Source organism: Rhizobium sp. BK251 (assembly GCF_004345245.1).
Classification (GTDB): Bacteria; Pseudomonadota; Alphaproteobacteria; order Rhizobiales; family Rhizobiaceae; genus Rhizobium.
Window position 1 is genome coordinate 192733 of the sequence record NZ_SLUQ01000001.1, and the last position, 15423, is coordinate 208155.

Genomic DNA, 15423 nt, shown 5'->3' on the forward strand with positions numbered 1-15423 from the left:
AGTCCTATCGCCCCATGGGTGCCGGGCCCGTTGAGGCCCGGACGATCAGTTCGGCCCGCCAGAGCTCCTGCTGGGGATAGATGTTGATCTGCTTGAGGCTGCCTATCAGGCGCTGGGCAATCCTCACCCCGGCAGCACGCAGCGACGAGCGGGTGGTGGTCAGCGGAACGGAGAAGTTTTCAGGCTTCAGCAACGGCAGCACGTCGTCATGGGCGATAAGCGAAATGTCTTCCCCGAGCTTGAGCCCGGCCTGGTTGATTGCCCTGACGGCGCCGAGCGCGAGCACGGTGCTGGAACACAGGATCGCGGTCGGTCGGTCTTCCAACTGGAGAAACTGTTCCATCGCGAGAAGACCGTGCTCGTCCGTCATTGGCGTATGAGTCGTGCAATCGTCGTCCAGCAAGAGATCGCGCTCGGCAAGGGCAGCGGCGACGCCATTCTTCCGGCGAATGGCAAAATCCAGATGCGAAGGCCCGTTCATCAGCGCGAAACGTCTGTGCCCGAGCTGCAGCAGCAGCTTGGTGGCGTCGTAGAAGGCGGCCTCGTTGTCGATGTCGAGGAAAGGGTAGTCCGGCTCACGCCCGAAGGAACGCCCATGCACGATGAAGGGGACCGAAAGCGTCTTGAGCATGTCGAGGCGAGGGTCATGGCCGCGCATATAGGCAAGGAAGAGGGCGTCGACATTGCCGCTCATGGCGAGCCGCCTCAATGCGCCGACTTCGTCATCGGGATCAGACGGCGTGATGACGAAATGGAAGTCGTGCCTTACTGCTTCTTCGCCCAGCCCGCTCAGAAATTCGCCGAAATGCACGTCGGAATGATGGCCGGGCGCGGTCGGCATCACGAGTCCGATCGACCCGGCCTTGCCCGTCGCCAGCCGTTGCGCTGCCTTGTTCGGTCGGTAGCCGGTTTCGCGGACCGCCTTGAGCACGCGCTCGCGGGTCTCCTTGTTGACCTCCGGATATCCGTTCAAGGCCCGGCTTACGGTCGTCTGCGAAAGACCCAGCAATTTTGATAATTGCTTCAGATTCACGAGATGCTATTCCTCCTGCTGCACCATCCGAAATGGTGCCTGCTACCGGATGCGTCCTGAAGGCATCCAAAGCGCTTTTAATTATGCAACATGAAAAGTGGCGGACTCAATCGAAAACGCGCCGTTTCACATCCTAAAATATGCTGCACTGCGCAATTTATGGCTTCTATGCACAGGCATTGCGCGAACATTTCACTTAATTTATGCAAGTTGGGTGTGACGACTAGTCAAAGCGCTTTGGACTGGGATAGATTTGGTCATTTCCCGTTGGTGGGAAGCTGTGGGGATTGTCATGGGAGGTTGTCAAATGATGAAGACACTTTTGGCGGGTGCTGCGGCGGTCGCGTTGTTCTGCAACGTCGCCTCGGCCGCGGACCTGAAGTTCGCGCCGGGCGAAGACGCCAAATTCAATTGGAAGAGCTACGAGGACTTCAAGGCCGGCCACGCAGACCTGAAGGGCGAGACGCTGACGATCTTCGGCCCCTGGCGCGGCGAAGACGAAGCGCTGTTTACGAGCGTCTTCAGCTATTTCACTGAAGCTACCGGGGTCGATCTGAAGTATTCCTCCTCGGAAAACTACGAGCAGCAGATCGTCATCGACACGCAGGCCGGCTCGCCGCCGAACATCGCGATCCTGCCGCAGCCGGGCCTGCTCGCCAATCTGGCGAGCCAGGGCTACCTGACGCCGCTCGGCGACGACCTGGCGACGTGGGTCAAGGACAACTACGGCGCCGGCGACTCCTGGGTGGCCTATGGCACCTACAAGGGCAAGGACGGCAAGGATGCCTTCTACGCCTTCCCCTACAAGGCCGACCTGAAGTCGCTCGTCTGGTACGTCCCGGAGAACTTCGAGGAAGCCGGCTATGAAGTGCCCAAGACGATGGAAGAGCTGCTGGCCCTGAGCGACAAGATCGTTGCCGACGGCGGCACGCCATGGTGCATCGGCCTCGGCTCCGGCGGCGCGACTGGCTGGCCCGCAACCGACTGGATCGAAGACCTGATGCTGCGCATGCAGCCGCCGGAGGCCTACGACAAGTGGGTTTCCAACGACATGAAGTTCAACGATCCGGCGGTCGTCAGCGTCATCGAGGAATTCGGCAAGTTCGCCAAGAACGAGAAGTATGTCAGCGGCGGCGTGGCTGCGGTTGCCTCCACCGACTTCCGCGACAGCCCGAAGGGCCTCTTCTCCGTTCCGCCGAAGTGCTACATGCATCACCAGGCATCCTTCATCCCCTCCTTCTTCCCGGAGGGCACGAAGCTTGGCGAGGATGCGGACTTCTTCTACATGCCGACTTTCGCCTCGCATCCTGAACTCGGCAAGCCCGTCCTCGGTGCAGGTACTCTTGCAACGATCACGAAGGACTCGAAGGCTGCCCGTGCCTTCATCGAGTTCCTGCAGACGCCGATCGCCCAGGAAGTGTGGATGGCACAGTCCGGCTTCCTCACACCTTACAAGGGTGTCAACATCGAGGCCTATGCCAACCCGACGCTGAAGAAGGAAGGTGAAATCCTGACTTCGGCTACCACCTTCCGCTTCGACGGTTCGGACCTGATGCCAGGCAAGATCGGCGCCGGCGCCTTCTGGTCGTCGATGGTCGATTTCGTGGGTGGAAAGTCCGCTCAGCAGTCTGCTGACGACATCCAGAAGGCCTGGGACGGCATCAAGTAACTCGCCTTTCGCTCCTTGAGGTCGCCGGCTTTCGCCGGCGGCCAAGACAGATAACGGCCGGGACCGGATGATCCCGGTCGGCGTTGATGCAAGGCCTTGCCTGGGGGTGGCTTGACCATCCCGGCGATGCCTCGAAAACAATATCAGGGGAAACAGGGAGGGGAGAATGCTGTCGCAGGTGTTGTCGGCGCTGGTCGTCATGGTCGCGGGCGTGTTTGTGTGCGCCGCCTATTTCGTGCTTTCCAACAAGATTCTCGATTGGGTCCTTCCCGCAGGCGAGGAGGACGTCGAAGCCGCTTCCCGCAATCTGCGGCGACGGGCCATTATCCGGCCATGGCTCTTCCTCGGCCCGGCCATCTTCCTTCTGGTTGTGTATCTCGTCTATCCCGTCATCGCGACCCTCATTCTTTCGTTCTACGATCGCAGCGGCGAGCAGTTCGTCGGCCTGGCAAATTACCAGTGGGCCATCGGCGACCGTGAGTTTCGCCAGTCGATCTTCAACAACATTCTCTGGCTTGCGGTTGTCCCTGCAGCCTGCACGTTCTTCGGTCTCGTAATTGCGGTTCTGACCGACCGCATCTGGTGGGGCAACATCGCCAAGAGCATCGTCTTCATGCCGATGGCGATCTCCTTCGTCGGCGCGTCGGTGATCTGGAAGTTCATCTATGAGTATCGCGGCCAGGGCGAGACGCAAATTGGCCTGCTGAACGCCATCGTCCAGCTTTTCGGTGGATCGCCGGCGGTCTGGATATCGGTTCCCTTCTGGAACAACTTCTTCCTGATGGTGATCCTCATCTGGATCCAGACGGGCTTTGCGATGGTCATCCTGTCGGCGGCGTTGCGCGGCATCCCCGAAGAGACGATCGAGGCCGCCGTCATCGACGGCGCCAATGGCTGGCAGATCTTCTGGAAGATCATGGTGCCGCAGGTCTGGGGCACGATCGCGGTCGTCTGGACCACCATCACCATCCTCGTTCTCAAGGTCTTCGACATCGTCCTGACAATGACCAACGGGCAGTGGAGTACCATGGTCCTCGCAAACCTGATGTTTGACTGGATGTTCCGCGGAGGCGGCGATTCCGGCCGCAGCGCGGTCATCGCTATCATCATCATGCTGGCCGTGACACCGATCATGGTCTGGAACATCCGCCGCGCAAATCGCGAACTGGGAGGTCATTGAAATGGCGCTGTCCGAACGTCTTTCGCGAATTGGCCCCGCACGCCTCTTCCTTCACGCCGCGGTCCTTGTGCTTGTAGTGATCTGGCTCGTGCCGACGCTCGGCATCTTCGTCAGCGCCTTGCGCGACAAGGACCAGATCGTCGTCTCCGGCTGGTGGACGTCCTTTGCGGGCTCGAACCAGACCCAGGCCCTGCGCCTAGGCACCGCGGATCAGCAGAAGCAGGATGGTACGAACTACGTGATCTCCGGTTCGCTGCTGGAGTCCGGCAGTCATGTGGTCCGGTCCTTCGGCATCCGTGTGCAGGATCCGTCGGCCTTCGAAGCCGGCACGACCGCCGATCTCGGGGAGGGCGAGACGCTGCTCATTAACAGCGACGGGACCTATGTCTACACGAAGAACGCGCCCTTCGACGATTCACGCGGCCGGCGCGTCTACCTCACCGTCGCGACCCCACCCGAATTCACGCTCGACAACTATCACAACGTGCTGAATTCGGAGGGCATCGGGCAGTCCTTCATCAATTCGCTGACCGTAGCCGTCCCGGCGACGATCATTCCGATCCTGATTGCTGCCTTTGCCGCCTATGCGCTAGCATGGATGGAGTTTCCCGGGCGGGCATTGCTGATCGCACTTGTCGTCGGCCTCATCGTCGTGCCGCTGCAGATGTCGCTCATACCGCTGTTGCGCATGTATAACGAGATCGGCAACCTCTTCGGCGTGCCCTCGAAAACCTATGCCGGCATCTGGCTTGCGCATACCGCGTTCGGCATGCCGCTGGCGATCTACCTGCTGCGCAACTACATCTCCGGCCTTCCGAAGGAAATCATCGAATCCGCTCGCGTCGATGGCGCCAACGACTTCGAGATTTTCGTCCGAATCATCCTCCCGCTTTCCTTTCCCGCACTCGCCTCGTTTGCGATCTTCCAGTTCCTCTGGGTGTGGAACGACCTGCTCGTCGCCATGGTCTTCCTCGGCACCACCAAGGACAAGCTCGTGCTCACCGGCGCGCTCAATGCGCTTCTCGGCTCGCGCGGCGGCAACTGGGAAATCCTCACGGCTTCGGCCTTCGTCACGATCATCGTGCCACTGCTCGTCTTCTTCGGGTTGCAGCGCTACCTCGTGCGCGGCCTGCTGGCTGGGTCGGTGAAGGGAGGCTGACCAGAATTGCCCTTTGCATCAAACAGGAACTCAGAATGACGACTGCATCCCAAACCACATTGACGGCGGACAAGGACTGGTGGCGCGGCGCGGTGATCTATCAGATTTATCCGCGCTCCTACCAGGATTCGAACGGCGACGGCATCGGCGACCTCAAGGGCATCACCGCCCGCCTGCCGCATGTCGCCGCCCTCGGTGCCGACGCGATCTGGATATCGCCCTTCTTTACCTCGCCGATGCGGGATTTCGGCTATGACGTCTCCGATTACGAGAACGTCGATCCGATCTTCGGAACGCTGGTGGATTTCGACAGCCTGATCGCGGAGGCGCATCGCCTCGGTATCCGCGTCATGATCGACCTCGTCATCTCACACAGCTCGGACCAGCATCCCTGGTTCGTCGAAAGCCGCGCCGGCAAGACCAACCCGAAGGCCGACTGGTACGTCTGGGCCGATGCGAAACCGGATGGCACGCCGCCGAACAACTGGCTGTCGATCTTCGGCGGATCCGCCTGGGCCTGGGATCCGACGCGCATGCAGTACTACATGCACAACTTCCTGACCTCGCAGCCGGACCTGAACCTGCACAATCGCGAAGTCCAGGACAGGCTTCTGGATATCGTCCGTTTCTGGTTGCAACGCGGCGTCGACGGCTTCCGGCTCGATACGATCAATTTCTACTTCCACGACAAGCTTCTGCGCGACAACCCGGCGCTCGCCCCGGAACGGCGCAATGCCTCGACCGCGCCTGCGGTCAATCCCTATAACTTCCAGGAGCACATCTACGACAAGAACCGCCCGGAGAACCTCGAGTTCCTGAAGCGTTTCCGCGCCGTTCTCGAGGAATTTCCGGCGATCGCCGCTGTCGGCGAAGTGGGCGACAGCCAGCGTGGCCTGGAGATCGTCGGCGAATACACCTCCGGCAACGACAAGATGCATATGTGCTATGCCTTCGAGTTCCTCTCGCCGGATCCGCTTTCTCCCCATCGCATCGAGGATGTGATGGAGGATTTTGCCGCCGCAGCGCCCGATGGCTGGGCCTGCTGGGCCTTCTCCAATCATGACGTCATGCGTCATGTTAGCCGCTGGGGCGGCCTCGTCGCCGATCATGATGCCTTCGCCAAGCAGTATGCGGCGATCCTGATGACGCTGCGCGGTTCGGTCTGCCTCTACCAGGGCGAGGAGCTGGGCCTCACGGAAGCCGATCTCGCCTATCAGGATCTCCAGGACCCATACGGCATCCAGTTTTGGCCGGAGTTCAAGGGCCGTGACGGTTGCCGCACGCCGATGGTGTGGGATTCTCAGGTTGCACAGGGCGCCTTCTCGACGGTCAAGCCGTGGCTGCCGGTGCCGGTCGAGCATATTCTGCGGGCGGTCAGCGTGCAGCAGGGCGACGAGAACTCCGTTCTCGAGCAGTACCGACGCTTCATCGCCTTCCGCAAGCAGTATCCGGCATTCGCCAAGGGCAGCATCGAGTTTCTCGAACCGCAGGATGATGTGCTGATGTTCCTGCGCGAGCATGGAAACGAGACGATCCTGTGCGTCTTCAACATGAGCCCAGCCGAGAGCGCGATTGTTCTGCCGGCCGGGGAATGGCAGGCGCTGTCCGGCCACGGTTTCGTCAGCAACAGCTATGGCGACAAGATCGATATTCCGGCGTGGGGGGCGTATTTCGCCCGCCTGGCTTAAGGATCAAGAGGGGAGAGGCAGATGACGGCACTTGTACTGAAGGATATTCGCAAGACCTATGGTTCGGTAAAGGTGCTGCACGGCATCGACCTCGAGATCGGTCAGGGGGAGTTCATCGTTTTCGTCGGCCCATCGGGCTGCGGCAAGTCCACGCTCCTTCGCATGATCGCCGGCCTCGAAAGCATCACGGCCGGAGACATGATCATCGACGGAAAGCGGGTCAACGAGGTTCCTCCGTCCCGGCGCGGCATCGCCATGGTGTTCCAGTCCTATGCGCTTTATCCGCACATGACGGTCTACGACAACATGGCCTTCGGCATGCGTATCGCGAAGGAAAGCAAGGATGAAATCGACAGACGCGTGCGTTCCGCTGCCGATATCCTTCAGCTGACCCAGTATCTGGATCGCCTTCCCAAGGCGCTTTCCGGCGGTCAGCGCCAGCGTGTTGCGATCGGCCGCGCCATCTGCCGCAACCCCAAGGTATTCCTGTTCGACGAGCCGCTGTCGAACCTGGACGCAGCCCTGCGTGTCGCCACCCGCATCGAGATCGCCAAGCTCAACGACTCGATGCCCGATACCACCATGATCTACGTGACCCACGACCAGGTCGAAGCGATGACGCTCGCCGACCGCATCGTCGTGCTTTCGGCAGGGCGCATCGAGCAGGTGGGTGCGCCCCTCGATCTCTATGAGCGGCCGGCCAATCTCTTCGTCGCGAAGTTCATCGGCTCCCCGGCAATGAACATCATTCCGGCCGAGATCACTGCGACCGGTGATACGACGACCGTGAAGCTTACCGGCGGCAAGTCTGTAACGCTGGACATACCGACGCCTGCGTCCGAAAAGGGCAAGACCGCGAGCTTCGGCGTCCGTCCCGAGGATCTCATCGTCTCTAACAGCGACGACTACCTCTTCGAAGGCGAGGTCGCCATAGTCGAGGCGCTTGGAGAAGTGACGCTTCTCTATATCGAGGGCCTCGTCCAGGACGAACCGATCATCGTCAAGCTACCCGGCATCGTCGATGTCCACAGGGGGCACAAGATGCATTTCACGGCCGCCAGGCAGAAGCTGCATCTCTTTGACGGCACAGGGCATAGCTATCGGAAGTAACTTATAAAACGTGGTTAACAATCCGTTAAATGGCCAGTTCGGGCCGCGGATTCATACCTTCTGTTAAGAGTTGCCCTGTTAGTTTCCGGCACAGGAATTTTCAGGGAAAATTGTAATGGGTATTTCCTCCTCCGGCCAACCGAACCATTTCCTGAACAAGGAAGAGTCCTTCATGTACGACCGCGAAGGACGGTTCAGGATGGAGGATACGATGAATGCCGCCCGTATCGAGTATACCGAGAAGGGCGTGATGCACATGGCGTCGCGCCGTTGCGACATAATCCGCATCTCGCTGAGCAGCGCCACGCTTGCCATCATGACGAAGTTCAATGTGCCGCGGCAATTCTACCTTGATATACCCGATGCCCGAATCATGAAGGTCGGCTGCATGCTGATGCGAATGAACGCCAACAATACCATCGAGGTGCGCTTCCTTCGCCTGCTGACGCAGAAGGAGCTGGACCGGATCTTCGTCTACAGCACCCATCCTGCCCATCGCGACCGCGTTCTCGACGCCCGCGGCTGACGCCGGTCTGGCAATCATCAAAGAAAAAGCCCCGCGCGGCATCCGCCGGCGGGGCTTTTTCTTGTCGTGTTGAAGCATCCTAGTGGAAGAGAACGCTTGCCCCGTGATCGGCCGGACCCGCGGCCCTGCGGAACGGCGCGAAGAGCTCGCGGCCCATGCCGAACTCGTTGTCGGATAGGTTTGTCTCGGCTGCCTCGCGCTCGGCGAGCTCGGCCGCATCCACCAGCAGTTCGAGCGTGCCCGCGACGGCATCGAGGCGAATGATGTCGCCGTCGCGAATGCGCGCGATCGGCCCGCCTTCGACGGCCTCTGGCGTCACGTGGATGGCGGCCGGTACCTTGCCGGAGGCGCCGGACATGCGTCCATCCGTGAGCAAGGCGACGCGGAAGCCACGATCCTGGAGCACGCCGAGCGGCGGCGTCAGCTTGTGCAGCTCCGGCATGCCGTTCGCCTTAGGTCCCTGGAAGCGGACGACCGCGACGAAATCGCGGTTGAGCTTGCCGGCCTTGAACGCATCCTGCAGCTCCTGCTGATGATGGAAGACGATCGCCGGCGCCTCGATGACATGGCGCTCCGGCTTGACCGCGGAGATCTTGATGACGGCCCTGCCGAGATTGCCTTTCAGCATCTTCAAGCCGCCATTGGACTGGAAGGGCGTCTCGATGCTGGCGAGCACCTTTGGATCATGGCTCTTTTCCGGCGAAGGCTCGCGGACCACGGCACCGTTTTCGCCGAGCTTGGCGTCGATCGTGTAAGCCTCCAGGCCCTGGCCGAAGACCGTGCGGACGTCGTCATGCAGAAGCCCGTGCTTCAGCAGTTCCTTGATCAGGAATCCCATGCCGCCGGCGGCATGGAAATGGTTCACGTCCGCAAGGCCGTTCGGATAGACGCGGGCGAGCAGCGGGATCGCATCCGACAGGTCTGAAATGTCCTGCCAGGTAAGCATGATGCCGGCAGCGCGCGCCATGGCGACGAGATGCAGAGTGTGGTTGGTCGAGCCACCTGTCGCATGCAGGCCGACGACGCCGTTGACGATCGAACGTTCGTCGATCATCTCGCCGGCAGGCGTGAATTCGTTGCCGAGCGCGGTGATGGCCAGTGCCCGCTTGGTCGCCTCACGCGTCAGCGCTTCGCGCAGCGGCGTGCCGGGGTTGACGAATGATGCGCCCGGCATGTGGAAGCCCATGATTTCCATCAGCATCTGGTTGGAATTCGCCGTGCCGTAGAAGGTGCAGGTGCCTGGTCCGTGATAGGACTTCGATTCAGCCTCCAGCAGTTCGGCACGGCCGACCTTGCCTTCCGCATAGAGCTGGCGAATGCGCGACTTCTCATCGTTCGGCAGGCCGGAGGTCATCGGGCCGGCAGGTACGAAGATCGAAGGCAGATGCCCGAAGGATAGGGCCGCGATGACGAGCCCGGGGACGATCTTGTCGCAGACGCCGAGGAAGACTGCCGCATCGAACATGTTGTGCGAGAGCCCGACGCCGGCCGACATGGCGATGAGGTCGCGCGAAAACAGCGAGAGCTCCATCCCCGGCTGGCCCTGGGTGACGCCGTCGCACATGGCCGGCACGCCGCCCGCCACCTGCGCCACGCCGCCCGCTTCCTTTGCGGCCTCGCGGATGATCGCCGGATAGGTCTCGAACGGCTGATGCGCGGAAAGCATGTCATTGTAGGAGGTGATGATGCCGAGGTTGGGAACGCGCTCGCCGGCGAGCGCCTCCTTGTCGGCGGGGGAACAGACCGCAAATCCATGCGCGAGATTGCCGCAGGAAAGTACCGCGCGGTGGACCCCCTCCGAAGCGGCGGCCCTGACGCGTTCGATGTAGCGTTCGCGGGTGGGCTTCGAACGTTCGACGATACGTGCGGTTATGGCGGAGATACGTGCGTCAGCGGACATGGTGGATCCTGCCTTATCTTATTCGCTAGCTATGTGTTCGGCTCTCGGCGGCGGATCGCGGCGTCAGGGAGCCCAGTAGATTTCGATCGGGGAGGTGGCGTGCCGAAGAACGGCGCGGATCGGCATTTCGGCTTCGTCCCCCGCGGACTGGGCCTTGGCGAGCACTTCCTTCTTGCTCTCGCCTTCGATGTGAAGCACGAGAAGACGGGCATCCTGAAGACTGGAGAACGTAAATGTCAGCCGCTCTTCGCCCGCATCTGCCGCTTCCATCGTGATGATGCCGCGCGGCGTCTTCGGGTCGAGAGCCGTCTTCAGATTGTTGCCGCCTGGAAAGAACGAGGCCGTGTGCCCGTCGCCGCCCATGCCGAGAATGACGACATCGAAGGGATTTCCGATCGATGCCGTTTCGGCCGTTGCGAGCTTGGCTGCTGCCTCTGCCGAACCCGCTTCGTGGAAGAGCGGCAGGAAGCGCGCAGCCTTGGCTTTGCCCTGCAGCAGGTTCGTGTTGACGAGGAGGTGGTTGGAGCGCGGATTGTCCGCCTGCACGAAGCGCTCGTCGACGAGCGTTATCGTCACTTTCTCCCAATCAAGCGACCGCCCCGAAAGCACCTGGAAGAAGGCTTTTGGCGTCGATCCCCCGGAGACCGCAAGGCTCGCCGCGCCGCGCGCTTCGATCGCGCTGGCGAGTGCGCTGGTCACCCTGTCGGCCAGCTTGCCGGCAAGTTCGGCCCCGTTCGCAAAGGCATGCATTGTTGCCGTCATGGCTTCACCCTAGATGTTGTCGTGCCAAGTGCGGCCATCGCGCTCGATGAGTGCGATCGCCTGGCTGGGGCCCCAGGTGCCGGCGGTATAGCCCTGCACGCGCTGGCCGGTCGCATCCCATCCCTTCAGGATCGGATCGACCCAATGCCAGGCCGCCTCCACTTCGTCACGGCGCATGAAGAGGGTCTGGTTCGAACGGATGACGTCCATCAGCAGCCGCTCGTAGGCATCCGGGTTACGGACATGGAAGGAATCCGCAAAGCTCATGTCGAGCGAAACGTTGCGCAGGCGCATGCCGCCCGGGCCTGGGTCCTTGATCATCAGCGACTGCTTCACGCCTTCGTCGGGCTGAAGGCGAATGATCAGCTGGTTGGCAACGATGCGGCCAGCCGCCTGATCGAAGATCGAGTGCGGGATCGGCTTGAAGGTGATGACGATTTCCGACATGCGCGCCGCGAGCCGCTTGCCCGTGCGGATGTAGAAGGGAACGCCGGCCCAGCGCCAGTTGCCGATCTCCGCCTTGATCGCGACGAAAGTCTCGGTATCGGAGACGCCGCCTTCGAGTTCTTCAAGGTAGCCCTTTACCGGCCCGCCCGCCGAAGCGCCGGCGCGGTACTGGCCGCGCACCGTGGCGTGCTCGACATTGGAAGCGGTAATCGGTTTCAGCGCGCGCAGGACCTTGAGCTTCTCGTCGCGCACCGCCTCGGAATCCATGGAGGAGGGAACTTCCATCGCCACGAGGCAGAGCAGCTGCATGATATGGTTCTGCACCATGTCGCGCAGGGCGCCGGCCTTGTCGTAGTACCCGGCACGTCCCTCGAGCCCGACGGACTCGGCCACGGTTATCTGCACATGGTCGATATGGTTGGCGTTCCACAGCGGCTCGTAGAGCGCGTTGGCAAAGCGCAGCGCCATCAGGTTCTGCACCGTCTCCTTGCCGAGATAGTGGTCGATACGGAAGATCTGCTCTTCCTTGAAGGCCTTGCCGATCGTGTCGTTGAGCTCGAGCGCCGAGGCGAGGTCGCGGCCGATCGGCTTCTCGACGACAATTCGTGTGGACTTGGTGATCAGCTTGTGGTCGCGGATCTTCTCGGAAATATCGCCGAAGATGCCGGGAGCAACCGCGAGGTAGAACGCGCGTACGCGGTCTTTGCCATCCTCGAGAAGTTTCTTCAGTTCATCCCAGCCCTGGTCGGACCTGGCGTCCACGGATACGTAGTAGAGCCGCGAGCAGAACTTTGCGACCTGCTCCTCGTCGTACTCGCCCTTCTTGAGGTGTTCCTTGAGGGCTTCCTGCGCGAACTTCCGGTATTCCTCGTTCGAAACGGCACTGCGGGAAGCGCCGATTACGCGCGTCGGTTCGGTGAACTGACCTTCGACCTGACGATGGTAGAGTGCGGGCAAGAGCTTGCGTTCCGCGAGGTCGCCGCTGCCACCGAAGACGACGTAGTCAAAGGGTTCAACGGGAATAATTTGGCTGCTCATGAGGTGTCTCTCAATCGGTCATGGTTGACGGCTCTTTTAATCTAATCGATTTAAAAAAGCCAGTGTGCAATGCAATGAATCTGGTCGTCTATGGTTTTAGAGCGAATTGCCGCGCGTGGAAATCCGCAATCTCGTTAAAACTTGTCGCGCAGCGCAAACCAGGAGAGCGCAAGGAAAAGCAGGGGTGCGCGCATGCGCGCGCCGCCGGGAAACGGCGGTATGTTGAGGGATTCAAGTAGTCTCAGTTCCTCCGATCGCCCAAGAAGCTGGTCGGCGAACAGCTTGCCACAGTAATTTGACAACATGACGCCATGGCCGGAATAACCGCCGATCGATGTGACGCCGGGCATGACCTCGCGCACGAAGGGCTGCCGCGGCAGGGTGATCCCTACCGTGCCACCCCAGGCGTGCGTGATCTCGATATTCTTGAGCGCGGGGTAGAGCTCGGCGATCTGGCGTCGGATATGTCGGCTGATGTCGAGCGGATTGTCGGCCGTATAGGCTTCGCGGCCGCCGAAGAGCAGCCGCCCGTCCTTCGACTTGCGGAAGTAGCGAACGACGAAACGCGAATCGGCAACCGCCTCGCCGCCGGGTAGCACGGCCGGATAGTCGTCGAGAGGAGCGGTGGCGCCGATGAAGGAACGGATCGGCATCACATGGCTTGCCGTAATCGGTTCTAGATTTCCGATATGGCCGTTGCAGGCAATCAGCGCGTGATCCGCCTTTATCGTGCCTTTCGCCGTATCGACCAGTGTCTTGCCGCCCACCCGGCGGATCGAGGTCGCGCGCGTCATCTCGAAAAGTCCGGCACCGGCTTCGTGCGCCGCCTTGGCGAGCCCGGCGAGCAGCTTGAGCGGATGAATATGGCCGGTGCCCATGTCGCGCACGCCGCAATAATAGCGTTTCGAACCCAGCCTTTCGCGCGTCTCTTCTTCGTCCATGAAGCGCACATGCGGATAATCGTAGCGCAGGGCCGCGATCTCGGCGTTCTCGTAATAGGCACGCTTGTAGCCCGGCTTGTGCGCCACATTCATCTGGCCCGGCACGTACTCGATGTCGATCGCATTGCTTTCTGCGAAATCGAAAAGGTGGCGCTTGGCGCGTTCGGCCATGTCGAACAGCGCCTTCGAGCGCTCGTAGCCGATCTTTTCCTCGAGCTCTTCAGGCCACCAGCGCTGGCCCGTGCCCAATTGGCCGCCATTGCGCCCCGAGGCGCCGTCCCCGAAACGGCAACCGTCTATGAGAGTGACGGAAGCGCCGGCCTTGGCGAGGTTATAAGCGGCCTGCAGGCCGGTATAGCCGCCTCCGACGATGGCAACGTTTGTCTTGAGCGAGCCGTCGAGGGCAGGAAATTCGGGACGCTCGCCAGCCGTCGCCTGGTACCAGGAGATGCCCGGGGCGATCGGGCTTTGCCACGCCTCGTTCGTCATCGGAGCTCTCCTTCACACGTTGAGCAGAAGGAATTCCCGCTCCCACGGGCTGATGACCTGCATGAAGGTCTCGAATTCGCCGCGCTTCACGCCGGCATAGAGGCCGATGAATTCCTTGCCGAATACCTCCTCGAAGGCAGGCTCGTCCTCAAGCAGCGCGACGGCTTCCAGCAATCCGCGGGGCAGGTCGATCGATCCCTCGTTCGCAGCATCTTCGGTTGGCGCCGTCGGCTCGATCTCCTTCATGATGCCGAGAAGGCCGGACGCAAGCGATGCGGCGAGGGCGAGATACGGGTTGGCATCCGAACTCGGCAGCCGGTTCTCGACGCGTCTCGCCTGGGGATCGGAAACCGGAACGCGAAATGCCGTCGTTCGATTGTCGTAACCCCAGGCGTTGTTGACCGGGCACGACATCTCGGGCGCCAGGCGCCGGTAGGAATTGACGTAGGGCGCGAGCATGGCCAGCGCGCTCGGCACGTATTTCTGCATTCCGCCGATGAAATGGAAAAACTCGCGGGATGCCGAGCCGTCGGGGTTGGAGAACACATTCTTGCCGGTCTCGATATCGACGACCGACTGGTGGATATGCATGGCCGAGCCCGGCTGACCCTGCATCGGCTTGGCCATGAAGGTCGCATAGATATCATGCTTCAGCGCGGCCTCGCGGATCGTGCGCTTGAAGAGGAAGACCTGGTCGGCAAGCTCGATCGGATTGCCGTGGCGCAGGTTAATTTCCAGCTGGGCTGGACCTTCCTCGTGAATGAGCGTGTCTATCTCCAGGCCCTGCTTCTCGGAAAAGTGATAGACGTCGTCGATCAACTCGTCGAACTCGTTGATGCCGGCGATCGAATATCCCTGTCCGCCGAGAATGGAGCGGCCTGAGCGGCCCTTCGGCGGATGCAGCGGATAGTCGGGATCGTCGTTCATCGCGACAAGGTAGAATTCGATCTCGGGCGCGACGACGGGCTTCCACCCGCGATCGGCATAAAGGCCCATGATCCGTTTCAACAGGTTTCGCGGGGTGTAGGACACTTCCTCGCCGTTGGAATTGACGATGTCGCAGATCACCTGCGCGGTAGGATCCGTCTCCCACGGCACCACGGAAAGGGTCGAGAGATCAGGCACTAGCTTCAGGTCGCTGTCGCGCGGCTCATAGCGGAAGCTCTCCGTCTCGTCCGGATATTCGCCCGAGATGGTGTGGCGGTAAATCGCGGAGGGAAGCGCGAGCGATGTGTTCGAGGTGAATTTCGACGTCGGCATCATCTTGCCGCGCGGAACACCCGCAAGGTCAGGCGTGATGCACTCTATGTCCTCGATTCCGCGTTGCCGCAGCCACTGTGCTGCCTCCTTCCAATTGGCAACTCCGCGCGCGGCTCTCGGGTCGTTGGGAAGCGGGGCGGGTTTTGAAATTGCTTTGGCAGGCTTCAGCGTCGTCTTTTTCGGGGACATAAAACACCGGTTTGCGTTGATCTTGCAGGCAT

The 15423-nt window shown here is 61.1% G+C and carries 12 protein-coding genes; 6 read left to right on the top strand and 6 right to left on the bottom strand.

The window, feature by feature from the left end:
• Nucleotides 1-4: 4 nt before the first annotated feature.
• Nucleotides 5-1033, bottom strand: coding sequence for a substrate-binding domain-containing protein (locus tag EV286_RS00965; protein ID WP_132955129.1), 1029 nt, complete (start codon nt 1031-1033; stop codon nt 5-7).
• A gap of 307 nt (nt 1034-1340) precedes the next feature.
• Here EV286_RS00965 and EV286_RS00970 point away from each other — a divergent pair, with 307 nt between their 5' ends.
• The 6 genes from EV286_RS00970 (at nt 1341) to EV286_RS00995 (ending at nt 8365) form a co-directional block, all read left to right on the top strand.
• Complete coding sequence (locus EV286_RS00970) at nt 1341-2702, top strand: ABC transporter substrate-binding protein (RefSeq protein WP_132955130.1); 1362 nt, start codon at nt 1341-1343, stop codon at nt 2700-2702.
• Nucleotides 2703-2868: 166 nt separating this feature from the next.
• Nucleotides 2869-3882: a sugar ABC transporter permease gene (locus tag EV286_RS00975; RefSeq protein WP_132955131.1), complete on the top strand. Its 1014-nt coding sequence runs from the start codon at nt 2869-2871 to the stop codon at nt 3880-3882.
• Nucleotide 3883: 1 nt separating this feature from the next.
• Nucleotides 3884-5041 carry a carbohydrate ABC transporter permease gene (locus tag EV286_RS00980; protein WP_132955132.1) on the top strand — a complete coding sequence of 386 codons (1158 nt, stop codon included), beginning with the start codon at nt 3884-3886 and terminating at the stop codon, nt 5039-5041.
• Between the two features lie 35 nt (nt 5042-5076).
• Nucleotides 5077-6729, top strand: a complete 1653-nt coding sequence (locus EV286_RS00985) for an alpha-glucosidase family protein (RefSeq protein ID WP_132955133.1) — start codon at nt 5077-5079, stop codon at nt 6727-6729.
• Between the two features lie 21 nt (nt 6730-6750).
• A complete protein-coding gene (gene ugpC / locus EV286_RS00990) occupies nt 6751-7839 on the top strand; it encodes a sn-glycerol-3-phosphate ABC transporter ATP-binding protein UgpC (RefSeq protein WP_132955134.1) in 1089 nt (362 codons plus the stop codon).
• 172 nt (nt 7840-8011) lie between these two features.
• Complete coding sequence (locus tag EV286_RS00995; protein ID WP_165932774.1) at nt 8012-8365, top strand: hypothetical protein; 354 nt, start codon at nt 8012-8014, stop codon at nt 8363-8365.
• 79 nt (nt 8366-8444) lie between these two features.
• Here the strand turns inward: EV286_RS00995 and edd are convergent, their stop codons facing one another.
• The 5 genes from edd to EV286_RS01020 form a co-directional block, all read right to left on the bottom strand.
• Nucleotides 8445-10265, bottom strand: a complete 1821-nt coding sequence (gene edd, locus EV286_RS01000; RefSeq protein WP_132955136.1) for a phosphogluconate dehydratase — start codon at nt 10263-10265, stop codon at nt 8445-8447.
• A 63-nt stretch (nt 10266-10328) separates the two neighbouring features.
• Nucleotides 10329-11027, bottom strand: coding sequence for a 6-phosphogluconolactonase (gene pgl / locus EV286_RS01005; RefSeq protein ID WP_132955137.1), 699 nt, complete (start codon nt 11025-11027; stop codon nt 10329-10331).
• A gap of 9 nt (nt 11028-11036) precedes the next feature.
• Entirely contained in the window at nt 11037-12512 is a 1476-nt protein-coding gene (gene zwf / locus EV286_RS01010; RefSeq protein WP_132955138.1) for a glucose-6-phosphate dehydrogenase, read from the bottom strand.
• A 134-nt stretch (nt 12513-12646) separates the two neighbouring features.
• The gene (locus tag EV286_RS01015) at nt 12647-13942 is read right to left on the bottom strand and encodes an FAD-binding oxidoreductase (protein WP_132955139.1); all 1296 of its coding nucleotides are present in this window, start codon (nt 13940-13942) and stop codon (nt 12647-12649) included.
• A 12-nt stretch (nt 13943-13954) separates the two neighbouring features.
• Complete coding sequence (locus EV286_RS01020; protein ID WP_132955140.1) at nt 13955-15391, bottom strand: glutamine synthetase family protein; 1437 nt, start codon at nt 15389-15391, stop codon at nt 13955-13957.
• Nucleotides 15392-15423 lie beyond the last annotated feature (32 nt).

Bases quoted from the DNA above. Each gene is read 5' to 3' on its own strand.
- EV286_RS00970 (WP_132955130.1), top strand. From the start codon at position 1,341: ATGATGAAGACACTTTTGGCGGGTGCTGCGGCGGTCGCGTTGTTCTGC.
- EV286_RS00975 (WP_132955131.1), top strand. From the start codon at position 2,869: ATGCTGTCGCAGGTGTTGTCGGCGCTGGTCGTCATGGTCGCGGGCGTG.
- EV286_RS00980 (WP_132955132.1), top strand. From the start codon at position 3,884: ATGGCGCTGTCCGAACGTCTTTCGCGAATTGGCCCCGCACGCCTCTTC.
- EV286_RS00985 (WP_132955133.1), top strand. From the start codon at position 5,077: ATGACGACTGCATCCCAAACCACATTGACGGCGGACAAGGACTGGTGG.
- ugpC (WP_132955134.1), top strand. From the start codon at position 6,751: ATGACGGCACTTGTACTGAAGGATATTCGCAAGACCTATGGTTCGGTA.
- EV286_RS00995 (WP_165932774.1), top strand. From the start codon at position 8,012: ATGTACGACCGCGAAGGACGGTTCAGGATGGAGGATACGATGAATGCC.
- edd (WP_132955136.1), bottom strand. From the start codon at position 10,265: ATGTCCGCTGACGCACGTATCTCCGCCATAACCGCACGTATCGTCGAA.
- pgl (WP_132955137.1), bottom strand. From the start codon at position 11,027: ATGACGGCAACAATGCATGCCTTTGCGAACGGGGCCGAACTTGCCGGC.
- zwf (WP_132955138.1), bottom strand. From the start codon at position 12,512: ATGAGCAGCCAAATTATTCCCGTTGAACCCTTTGACTACGTCGTCTTC.
- EV286_RS01015 (WP_132955139.1), bottom strand. From the start codon at position 13,942: ATGACGAACGAGGCGTGGCAAAGCCCGATCGCCCCGGGCATCTCCTGG.
- EV286_RS01020 (WP_132955140.1), bottom strand. From the start codon at position 15,391: ATGTCCCCGAAAAAGACGACGCTGAAGCCTGCCAAAGCAATTTCAAAA.